Source organism: Planktothrix pseudagardhii (genome assembly GCF_904830925.1).
Lineage (GTDB): Bacteria > Cyanobacteriota > Cyanobacteriia > Cyanobacteriales > Microcoleaceae > Planktothrix > Planktothrix tepida.
In genome coordinates this window covers 1,416,219-1,427,849 of sequence record NZ_LR882967.1, presented here as the reverse complement: position 1 = coordinate 1,427,849, position 11,631 = coordinate 1,416,219, and the positions used below count along the sequence as shown (strand labels likewise).

The 11,631-nt window shown below is 39.7% G+C and carries 8 protein-coding genes; 4 read left to right on the top strand and 4 right to left on the bottom strand.

The features are described 5' to 3' along the window. Positions 1–78 precede the first annotated feature (78 nt). The 3 genes from NMK36_RS06030 to prfB form a co-directional block, all read right to left on the bottom strand. On the bottom strand, positions 79–4,023 hold the full coding sequence (locus tag NMK36_RS06030; RefSeq protein WP_254173294.1) for an nSTAND1 domain-containing NTPase: 3,945 nt from the start codon (positions 4,021–4,023) through the stop codon (positions 79–81). 573 nt (positions 4,024–4,596) lie between these two features. Continuing rightward, positions 4,597–5,871 carry a caspase family protein gene (locus tag NMK36_RS06025; protein WP_254173293.1) on the bottom strand — a complete coding sequence of 425 codons (1,275 nt, stop codon included), beginning with the start codon at positions 5,869–5,871 and terminating at the stop codon, positions 4,597–4,599. A 40-nt stretch (positions 5,872–5,911) separates the two neighbouring features. Next, positions 5,912–7,034, bottom strand: a protein-coding gene (gene prfB, locus NMK36_RS06020; RefSeq protein ID WP_254173292.1) for a peptide chain release factor 2 whose coding sequence is annotated in 2 segments (ribosomal slippage) — positions 5,912–6,961 and positions 6,963–7,034 — 1,122 coding nt in all. Because the reading frame shifts where the segments join, the coding sequence is not laid out codon by codon here. A gap of 39 nt (positions 7,035–7,073) precedes the next feature. Here prfB and NMK36_RS28755 point away from each other — a divergent pair. Together NMK36_RS28755 and NMK36_RS06015 are read left to right on the top strand one after the other, a co-directional pair. Continuing rightward, positions 7,074–7,196 (top strand): hypothetical protein, encoded by a 123-nt coding sequence (locus tag NMK36_RS28755; RefSeq protein WP_255528368.1) that lies wholly within the window; start codon positions 7,074–7,076, stop codon positions 7,194–7,196. A gap of 3 nt (positions 7,197–7,199) precedes the next feature. After that, entirely contained in the window at positions 7,200–8,882 is a 1,683-nt protein-coding gene (locus tag NMK36_RS06015; RefSeq protein ID WP_254173291.1) for an ArnT family glycosyltransferase, read from the top strand. Between the two features lie 71 nt (positions 8,883–8,953). Here the strand turns inward: NMK36_RS06015 and NMK36_RS06010 are convergent, their stop codons facing one another. Continuing rightward, complete coding sequence (locus tag NMK36_RS06010; RefSeq protein ID WP_254173290.1) at positions 8,954–9,649, bottom strand: hypothetical protein; 696 nt, start codon at positions 9,647–9,649, stop codon at positions 8,954–8,956. A 237-nt stretch (positions 9,650–9,886) separates the two neighbouring features. On the opposite strand from NMK36_RS06010, the gene NMK36_RS06005 reads away from it, so the two are divergent. Both NMK36_RS06005 and NMK36_RS06000 read left to right on the top strand, forming a co-directional pair. Further along, positions 9,887–10,372 (top strand): DsrE family protein, encoded by a 486-nt coding sequence (locus NMK36_RS06005; RefSeq protein WP_254173289.1) that lies wholly within the window; start codon positions 9,887–9,889, stop codon positions 10,370–10,372. Between the two features lie 61 nt (positions 10,373–10,433). Beyond that, on the top strand, positions 10,434–11,630 hold the full coding sequence (locus NMK36_RS06000; RefSeq protein WP_254173288.1) for a caspase family protein: 1,197 nt from the start codon (positions 10,434–10,436) through the stop codon (positions 11,628–11,630). The last annotated feature ends 1 nt before the right edge of the window (position 11,631 follow it).

Here is an 11,631-nt window from a genome sequence, read left to right as displayed (position 1 = left end):
AATAAATGCGAATTTCTTTTTCATCATATTATAAAATCAAACAAATACCATGAATTTTAATTTTTTCTTCAGCATATCCTAAAAAGAGCAAAGTTTCTGAACTTGATTGGGGTGATTAGAATTTTCCTGGGAACTTTCTAAATAATTTTTGAGCCAATTGCACCCTTGGGTTAAAAGCTGATCTAAACTGGTTACAGTATCAACATTCCAGAGAATCACTGTTTTGTCTGAACTGGCAGAAGCTAAAGTTTGACCACTGTGACTAAAACTAACATCATTCACTTCATCCTGATGCCCCTTAAGAGTCACAATTCGAGTTCCCTCAACTGTCCAAAGGTTTATCGTTTTATCATCACTTGCAGAAGCAATAATTTGACCATTAGGACTAAACATCACACTCCAAATAGCAGCTTGATGTCCGATAAAGGGAGGTTTAATTTGATCACCCTGTAAATTCCAAAGCTGAACCTGGTTATTTTCGCCTCCTGTTGCTAGAGTTTTACCATTAGGACTAAATGCTACACTGTAGACTGAGGTTCCATTATCAATGGTTTTACGTTCGTTCCATCGTTGATCGTTCTGTTCGTCCCAAAGTTTTATTGTACCATCTTCACTCGCCGTTGCCATTAACATCTGAATTGGACTAAAACTCAAACTATAAACTCGGTTTTTACTCTGTCTCAGAGTCTCTATTTCCTGACCTTTTTGGTTCCAAATCTTAATCGTTCCATCATAACCTGTGGCTGCAATGATTTGGTTATCAAAACTAAAATCAATACTCCGAACTTGCTCCCCCTGATCTAGGAGTTTTTTGTAATTTGAATCCTTCTCTATATCCCTAATAAAAGCTGTTCCGTTCGCACTAGCAATTCCTAATAGCTGACTTTTGGCACTAAAGCTTATATCCTTAATTTTACCCTGATTTTCAATAATAGTTTCTTTGAATGTTCCCTCTTTCCAGAGTTTAACCTGGCTATCATCGCCACCTGTTGCAATGATCTGATCAGTGGGACTAAAACTTACACTTCTTACCTCAGCAGTATGTCCTTTTAGTTGTCTAATTTGAGTATTATTAAACTGCCAAATTTTAACCATTTTGTCACTACTGACAGAAACCAAAGCCTGGGTCTTAGGATTAAAATTGAGGCTATTAATTCGGTCTTGATGGGCTTTAATTGTATTCAGAGTTTGGCCTTGTAAGTTCCAAATTTTAAATGTATTATCTCGACCTCCTGAAACTAATGTTTGACTATCAGGACTGAAAGTCACTGCAAATACTTCATTAATATGTCCCCTAAAATCTCGGATAAACCTCCCATCAGATGTCCAGAGTTTTATTGTTCCGGTTGCGTCAGCAGAAGCCAGCATTTCACCATTTGGACTGAAAGTTACACTGTAAACTTCATCCTTATGGTCGGTTAAATTTTTCATTTTAACCCATTCTTTAGGGGTTCTTTTCCAAAGAATAATTGTATGATCTTTGCCCGCCGTTGCTAGAGTTTGACCATTAGGACTAAAACTCATACTATAAACACTTTCTGTGTGTCCTGTAAGTATTTGTTTTGTTTTTCCATCAGGTGTCCAGAGTTTAACTTTACCATCTTCACCCCCCGTGGCAATAAGATTATCCTGGGGATTAATACTAACACTATAAATGGATGTATTATCTTTTAAGGAACTTAATGTATCTTGCCAATTTTTTCCTTGTTTTTTCCACAGCCTAACGGTTTGATCTAAACTAGCTGTTGCAAGTAGGTTACTATTTTTGTTAAAACTTACACTCATCACTGCATCATCATGTCCGTTTAATTCTTGAATTAATTGGTCATTCTGATCCCATAGTTTAACTGTATTATCATAACTACCCGTCGCCAGGGTTTCACCATCAGGACTAAAACTAACCGTCTCAATTGTGTTATTATGCCCCTGCCAACGATTTTGTTCCTTAACCCAATTGATTCCTTGAGCTAATACAGTTAAAACATCAGCCTTCAGTTGAGGGTTATTCCGATTAAAAATCGATTTATTGAAAAGTTCTCCCGCTTCTAATGCTGCGACTAATGAATCAAAACTATCAGGATTTTCCGTAAACCGAGCATTGGCTGTTTCAATTTTAGCAATAATTTGACCTTTATCTGCTTCTTGCCATTGATGTTTTGCAATCCCAGCAACTACAATAGCAACAGTAGCAACTCCTGTAATCACCGTCAAGGCAATTCTAGTAATCCATAAATTTTTTTGGCTGAGTTTTAACTCCCGTTCTTGAGCTTCTATTTCTCGTTGTTTTTCATCCTCTATTGCCGTTTTACTTGATTCAACTAACGCGACTAATTGATCATCACTCCCTAATTCGATTGCATCAGAACTCTCTAACCAATGTTGGGCTTCAGCCAGTTCAAATTCATCTAATAATCCCCCTTTATCTTTCCCTAATCTCACCCATTCTTCCACTTTTGCAATGAGTCGGCGACGGGTTTGTTCAGCATCTCGACGTTGAATAATCCAATCTTGTAACTGGGGCCAACTGCTAATTAAAATTTCATGAGCAATATCAACTTTTCGGGTTTTATCCTCTTTTCCACTTAAGGTTAATAATCGACGATCTGCTAAATAACGTAAGGTTTCTTCAAAGATTTGATCATTATCTCCCCTGGCTTTTAAGGCTTCTACAGATTCTTGTCTTCGGGTATCTGCCCGCCCTTCCCCAAACTGAATTAAACGTAAAAATACCCGACGGGCGATGATTTGTTGTTCATCAGTTAAACGAGCGATCGCAGCATCTGCCCGTTGCGCGATCGCCACTTGAATTCCGGTTAATTTATTATTGGTATTAGAGCTAGTATTATGATAAGATAAAACTAACGCTTCATAGGCTCTTAAGGGTAAATATCGCCGTTCTATTTTTTGCCATAATAAGACTAATGTTTCTTGTAATAACGGTAAAACTCCGGGTTCGCTCGCGGCTGTGATAATTAATCGTTCTAATAATGCCGCTTCGATAAAAACACCCGCCTTTTCCGCAGGCTTAAGAATGGCTTCTTGCAGTCCCGTTTGATCTAAGGGTAACACTTCAGAGCGATGGGCTTTAATTTCTCGCCAGAAAGTAGGAGATTCCATCAGTTGAGGATAAAAATCTGCTCGAACCGTTATAACAACATAAACATTAGGCTGTTTATAGAGATTTAATAGGATTTCTTCAAAGGAATTTGCTTCTTGAGGAGATTGGGTAAAAACTTCTTCAAATTGATCAATGACTAATAGGAATTTTTGGGAAGGATGGAATTTTGTTGTGATAGCTTCATCAGAAGTTGGATCACAGCCTAATGTTGCGGTTAATGTGGTTATCGGTGTTGTGCCCGGACGCATGGAATAGATTTGCCAGGGTTCTTTTCCTAATAAATTAGTTTTTTGCAACTGGGGAATTAACCCAGCAAAAACCAGGGAAGATTTACCGCTTCCTGACGCTCCAATGACGGCTAAAAAGGGAAATAATCGTAACTGTTGAATTAAATCATTAACTTCTCGTTGTCGTCCAAAAAAGCGATCGCTATCTTCTGATTTAAAGGGAACCATCCCCGGATAGGGACAATCAGGAATAGTGGCTAAAGTCGGAACTGGTTTTTTGAAATCTTCACAAATTCGTTGAATGACTTCCTGTTGTTTTGTCGCATCCGTCGCATCCAGATACCCTAACATTTCTAGGCGCATGGGTAATTCTTGAACAGGATGCAAAATAATCACAACAGTCGGCCAAATATCCGTATGGCGTCCGTAGATTTGGGAGAGTAAATTAACAAATTCTGCAAAATTATCGTTTAAATAGGCGGGGGAAATCACTAATAAGGTTCGTTCACTATTTTTAACCGCACTTTCAAATTCAATTAATCGCGGTACACCTAACCGAAACATCGCCTCGGAATGACAGGTTAACCCGGCTTCTTCTAAAGCATTTAATAAATAACCTTCTACCCAGGCGCCATCCTCGTCTGCGTAGGAAACAAATACAGAATATTGTTTTGACATAGCAATCCCTCTGGTTTGTTTGGGGGTGAAAACGGTATTCAATGCGATCAATTCACCTGCTTTCTATTACAGTGCTATAAAAGGAAATTCCTGTACAATTGTTTGCGATCGTTTTTTAAATAGTCTCTCCTAATATTCTGTGTTAACGTTTCTAATCCCTAACTCCAATTATAGGCTGTTACCCATTTAATCTTGATATTCTAGCGAGCGGGGTCACTTACACGACAAGGACTTCACGATTTCAAAATCACTAATTTAGGTACTTAACAGGGTGAGGTAAAGTAGTGCCAGCGTCCTCGCTGGCTGGAATTCGTAGAAAAACCGGGCTGGAATTCGTAGGAAAACCGGGCTGGAATTCGTAGGAAAACCGGGCTGGAATTCCTAAGCTGTTACCCATTTAAACTTTATATCCTAGCGAGCGGGGACGCTCGCACCACAAGGACTTCACGATTTTTATTAATAACCAATTTCGATGATAAACAACTTAGAATAGGCTGACTGGAATTCCTAGAAAAGGGTTAACTCTACCTCTCAACGACAACAATATGCCAAAATTTGCGATTTTTTGATTATTTATTCGTAAAGCCCTGACGCACTGCGATGAGGAAGAGGTTGTTTTAACTGCTCAATTAACTTTTGAAATTCCCGTTCAGCCCGTCGAGGATGATTGAGTTTAGCCATAGACCCTAACTTCAAACGTTCAGGAAGTTTAATGGCATCAACAGCCTCTTTCTCAACACAAAATATACGAGCTTTCCCTTCCTCAATTCCTAAGTTTTGAGCCAGGGTATTCTCAAATTCTGCCATATTATTATCTAAGTATAAATTCGATAAAATGACAAGGGTTCGTTTAGAAAACTTAACACCCCGTTCTATATTAATCACCCGTGCGACCCCTAATAAATCCACATCTCCTGAAACTGCAACTTTTAGGTTTTCTGCTTCTAATTTTGGCACTAAGAAATCCCAAACCCAAGTTGAATCTGGTTCTTCATCCACATAACTAATATAAACATCATAGCGGAATTCTTCTTGAGGTTGAGGAGAAACCGGACTTACCCCTTTTTGCCCGCCTAAATAGAGGGTTAGGGGAAAATTTTCCTCAATATCAGATTTAAAAATCGGGTGTTGATTCGGTTGTTCGGCGGTAACTTTCGGTTGTAAATATTCAAAAATATCAAATATTCTAATTAATCCATCATTGCTAGTAATTCCTCCTTTTAACCCGGCGATTAAATGTTGAGTAAAAACACTATTATTTGCGCCCCGATTCACATAGGATTGTTCTGTATTCCGAGAGGAGGCAAATATAACCCGACCTTTTCCTTGAACTAATTGATCATAATAATTATCCGGTAATCCTCCTTTGATTTCGGGTATGGTTGGATCTTTAGGTTGACCAATTCCTCCAGAGTGACAACAATCAAAAATTACAACTAATTTTCGGGCGGGAATTGCTTTTAATGCGTCTGTAAATTGGGTTCCTGAAATAGCGGTTTCTACTAAGGATGCACCGGAGGTATAAACCGTATCAACGGGTAATAAATATTCTCCAGCAGTCGGGCCAAATTCAACTTGTCCTCCATGTCCTGAATAATAAATTAATACCGTTGAATCTGGGTTTGTTTTGGTTGATAAATCAGTTAAGGCTTGAGTTAATGCTGATTTTGTGGCTTTTTCATCTAATAATAATTCAACATTTTCAATTAAATAACCACAGAATGAAGGTTCTGTTAATAAACTATAAATATCCTTGGCATCGTTGAGAACCGTTGACGGTAAACGATTTATTTTTTGATAATTAGAAATTCCGATAATCAGAGCGTAACAGTTGTTTAGGGTTGTCATATTATTAGGGTGGGCGGGAAAACCCCGCCCCTACAGTAATTTAGGCAGTTTGGGGTTCTAGGAGTTGGTGTTCTTGACGTAAATAAGCTTGAATGAAAGCGTCTAATTCTCCATTCATCACATCTTGAATTGCTGTTGTTTCTTCTGCGGTGCGTAAATCCTTCACCATTTGATAGGGATGAAAGACATAGTTACGGATTTGATTTCCCCAAGCCGCTTCGACTAAATCACCTCGAATTTCTGCGATCGCTTTTGCCCGTTGTTCTTGAGCAATAATTAATAATTTTGCCTTTAACAACGCCAGAGCTTTTTCTTTATTTTGCAATTGAGAACGTTCTTGGGTACAACGTACTGCAATTCCTGTTGGTAGGTGAACGACACGCACGGCTGTTTCCACTTTGTTAACATTTTGACCGCCTTTTCCGCCTGAGCGAGTGGTGGTAATTTCTAAATCCTTATCAGGAATATCTAACTCAATAGAATCATCCAAAATCGGCATAATTTCTACCCCAGCAAAACTGGTTTGTCGCTTACCATTGGCATTAAAAGGTGAAATTCTAACTAAACGGTGAGTGCCTTTTTCTCCTTTTAAATATCCATAGGCATAACGACCTTCAATTTCCAAAGAAGCAGATTTAATTCCGGCTTCATCTCCTTCAGAAATTTCGGTTAAATGTACTTTATACCCCTGAGATTCTCCCCAACGAGTATACATTCTCAACAACATTTCTGCCCAGTCTTGAGCATCGGTTCCACCTGCGCCTGCATTAATCGTTAAAACTGCACCATGTTGATCATAAATTCCTGAAAGCAGTTGTTGTAATTCCCAGTGATCAAATTCTCGGTTGAGTCGAGAAACCGTAGCTGTTGCTTCTTCTAAGAGAGCATCATCGGTTTCTAACTCCAACAGTTCTAAGATGGCTTTGGTATCTTCGAGGGCTTGCTGCCAATCATCCTGTTGCTGCACAATTGATTTAAGATCATTCAACTGTTGAAGGGTTTGTTGTGCTGTTTTTTGTTCATCCCAAAAGTCGGGTTGTGCTGCAATTTGCTCTAAATCTTGAATTTTGGCTTGAAGTGCAGGCAGGTCAAAGATAGTCCTGGGTTTTACCCAGGTGCTCAGATAACAGTTCGATTTCCCGTTTAATTTCTAAAACATCCATTGCGATCGCTAACCGTTTTTCTATGAGTACACTGGCAGGATGCCAATGCTACAAGGTACACTTTTAATTTTAGCGGGAATGATTGCAAATTTGAGTGATCTATTGTTAGTTTTCCCCAGTCGGTCAACCGTCAACCGTCAACCGCCAACCGTCAACACCTAAATTATGTCGCGTCAAATTTTCACTGGGAATCGTCCTTTGCGTCAAATGCGCCCCCTTGATCGTTGGGTTGATTTATTATGGTTTTTGGGTTTATTAATAGCAGCACTAACCCTCTATGGGTTACATTTAGGGGGAGTCCCTTTGCGAGATTGGGATGAAGGATTAGTCGCTCAAGTCGCCCGTGAAATTCCAAGAGGACAACAAAATTGGCTGTATCCAACGCTGCATGGAGTTCCCTATTTTAATAAACCTCCGTTAGTGCATTGGTTAATCGCTTTTGCCTATCAAATTGGGGGTGTAAATGAAGGGATGGCGCGATTTCCTTCTGCCTTATTAACGGCGATTTCTGTGCCTTTATTATATAGCATTGGTTTAGAATTATTTCGCCATCGCACCTCGGCAATTTTTTCGGCTTTAGTTTATCTAACGTTATTACCTGTTATCCGTCAAGGACGGTTAGCGATGTTAGATGGAACGATTCTATTTTTATGGTTAATTTTGGTATGGTGTGTGTTACGTTCCCGACGGGATTTACGCTTTGCACTAGGGTCAGGATTAGCCTTTGGATTATTATGTTTAACGAAGGGTATTTTTTTAGGATTATTGTTGGGATCAATTGCCTTTTTCTTCCTGTTATGGGATACTCCTCGCCTGTTAACAGCACCTTATCTGTGGATGGGTTTAGGATTAGGTTTTCTTCCAGTCGGTTTATGGTATGGGGCGCAATGGCTTCATTATGGACAAGGATTTATTCTGGGAAATTTATTCAATCAATCCCTACAACGAGTTTGGAAACCGGTTGAAAACCATTCTGGGCCGATTTGGTATTATCTATTAGAACTGATAAAATATGGCTGGCCTTGGCTACTATTTTGGCCCCAAGGATTACGATTAGCTTGGCAAAATCGGAATTTAAGTTGGGCTAAATTAATATTAGTTTGGACAGGGATTTATTTGGGTGCTATTTCGGTGATGACAACCAAATTACCTTGGTATGTTTTACCCATTTATCCGGCTTTAGCCTTAGCAGTGGGGCGATATTTGGCGGAAGTTTGGCGGGAAGGAGATCGAGATATTGGACTGTGGAAATTAGGAAAAGTAGAACGCGGAAAGCATGAACATTTTGTTAAACCGACACCGGATCAGCTTGTCCCCATTTTTATTTTATTAGCCATCATTTCTGGCATTGGATACTGTTATTTTGGAGGAATGTTTTATTTTATTAATTCTAATTTTATCCAGATCAGAGATTTACAATTCACTTTCGGATCATTAATGTTAACTTTTTCTTTTGTGGCCGTTTTAATTAGTCAAAAAGATAGACAGTTTTTAATTGTTTTATTTTGGGGAATGTATTTATCTCTGCTGCTATTTTTTACTTCAAATTATTGGGTTTGGGAACTAAATGAAGATTTTCCCGTTAAACCAGTGGCGGCTATTCTTCGGGAAGGAACACCCCTCGGACAAGAAATTTATCTGGATCATCCCCTTGGACGGCCTTCGTTAAATTTTTATAGCGATCGCCATATTCACGCCGTTGATCATACCACCCTTAAAACGAAATGGCAAACCCTGGATCAACCTTACTTTTTAGTCAAAGCAAATAACCTGAATAAATTACAGTTAAACCCGGTTGAAAAAATTTCTCAAACATCAGATTGGATATTAATCACGAAGAAACGTTAGCAGAAAGAGAACATCATTAAATCAAAGGCTTGTCCGCACTGCTTCCCTGAATTCAGGGAGGATAAGAAGTTTTAAACTTTATTTTTCTTCATTAACTCACTGATTTTACCGATTTTTTTCTTAGGGTTTTGGGGGGAGAAGCGTTTAGTTTCAGCAGAATAATTCCAAGGGATGGCTTCTGGGTCACGTTGATAACTCCAGTCAGGAAATTCGGGTTTTGTTTTCCATTTGCTGAGGGTATTCGGATGTACCCCTAACCGTTGGGCGAGTTCCGACTGGTTCAATGTCGAGGGTAAAACGGTACTGGATGTAGGTTTAACTGGAAATAAAACCACGGATTTCGGGTTTTCCACAGGAGGGGAAGGGAGAGGGTCTTCAGCCGTTGCGGAAGGTTGGGCGGTAGGAAAATAATAAATCATTCCCCCAATATCAGTAATTTCATACTGGGCGGCGAACTCGGTGGCGCGTTGGTCGAGATAGGCTTGGACTTTCGTACCCGACTGTTTCGAGTGCATCGCTAAATCTAACGCCGTGATGCGTCCTTGGTTTTCCCGAATGAGTCGATAAAAGACTTCATCCAAGGTCGCTAATTGATGCTGTTGACGCTGTTGATAATATTTCCACATCTGCCAAGACCCCCATCCGCCAACGGTTAAAATGGCTAAGGGGAATGCTTTCTGAAGGACAAACAAAACCACCGCAATGGGGAGGATAACCGTCAGATATCCCCGTTCAGGCGGGTTGAGGTTTGGGTTTGAGTCTGACATGGATAAGACGTTAGCAAAGGTAACATCTTCAAATATTGAATAAAAAGTCTATTTTTGCAAGGTGGGCGGTAAAGACTATATGGTTAAGTGGAACTTGACAAACTGTCTTTTGACGGGTTTATCTAGGGGGTCGAAAATGGGTCGGGTCTATTAAGTTTCTTCTTTTATTTAGCAACTGGCTGTCCTGAACCAGTCCAGCTTGTTGTATCTGCAAGGGTTCGTAGGAGACTAGCTTGTATGAAATCTAAATTGTCTTATGTTTTTGCTGCTTCACTCTTGGCTGGGTTATTAGATTGGGGTGTGATTACAAAACCAGCTTACTCAGAAACCCCATTAGCTCAAACTACGGAAAAGGCGACAGAATCAAGAGCACTGTTTATTAATTTGACCACTGATGATACATGGACGGCAAGTATGGCGATTTCTATTGCCCACAATGCCTTGCGAATGGGACATAAGCCTGTCACCATCTTCCTTAATGTTCGTGGGGTATATCTGGCTGATAAACGGCGATCTCCAGCAACAGAAGGTAATGGTGATTTAACGATTCATCAAAGGTTACAAAAGTTTATAGAGGATGGGGGAACAGTGATTGCTTGTCCCAATTGCTCTCGCAAAGCCGGCTTAACTCAGGAGGATCTTATTGAAGGTGTTGTGCTTGGACAAGAGGGAGGAATATTGCCACTTCTTTTTGCTCCAAATACGGTAACGATCTCATATTGATTCCTAAAATTAGCTCCTCTGAATTGCTACAATTGATTCAGTTGATTCATTGTAAGTTAAAATGACTCGTAATACTCGTCGTCATTTCCTCAAATTTGCCAGTTCAGCACTAGCAACTCTGGGAATTAATCAATTCCTATTCCAACAAAAAGCTGAACAAGCTGGCAAAGTCCTTGCCCAAAGTACACCCCGCAAATTAGCTTTATTAGTAGGGATTAATCAATATCCTTTCTCTCCCTTAGAAGGATGTATCAACGATATTGATTTACAACGCTATTTGTTAATTCATCGCTTCGGGTTTAATCCCAAAGATATCTATATTCTACCCCAAACAGAAGCCACTCGTACAGGAATTTTAACCGCCTTTGAAGAACATTTAATTAAACAAGCCCAACCCGGAGATATTGTGGTTTATCACTATTCTGGGCATGGTTCCCGCATTTTTGATCCCGATCCAATTATAACCAGATTAGGAGATAGACAAGGATTAAATGGAACCTTTGTTCCTATTAATAGTAACTTACCCACCGGATATCCTGAAGTTGGGGGAGTTGTGCAAGATATTATGGGGCATACCTTATTTTTATTAATGTCAGCCCTGAAAACCGAAAATGTGACGGTGGTTTTAGATAGTTGTTTTTCCGGGGGAGCAACCCGAGAAGTCCGGGTGCGTTCCCGCGCAGGAGGCAAGAATATTTTAGTTTCTTCTGACGAAAAAAGCTATCAGCAACAGTGGTTATCTCGATTAAATTTATCTCCTGAACAATTTGTTAAAGGCTATCAAACCGGGGTAGCTAAAGGGGTCGTATTAGCGGCAACTTCCTCCACTCAACTGGCGCATGAAGCAAATATCAATAGTTTTCAATGTGGTCTATTTAGTTATTTACTAACTTATTATCTCTGGCAAGAAGACAACAATATTAAACAGATATTTCAAAATATTCTCCCAGAAATTCCTGAAAAATTTAACCAAGTCCCCCGTTATGAAGTTAAAGTGGGGAGTGGGTATCAACAACAACTGCCCTATTTTATTGATTCTCCCAAATCTCCGGCCCAAGCAGTTGTAACGGCAGTCAGTGGGGACACAGCCCAATTATGGTTAGGGGGAATTGACTTAAGAAAGGTGACAACGGGAACAATATTTACTGCTATTAATGGTACAGGACAAGTGAAAATGATTTCCCGTGATGGGTTAGTAGGACAGGCAAAGATTGAGCAACCCGTAACCGTAGGAACGCTTTTACATTTGATAAGTTAAG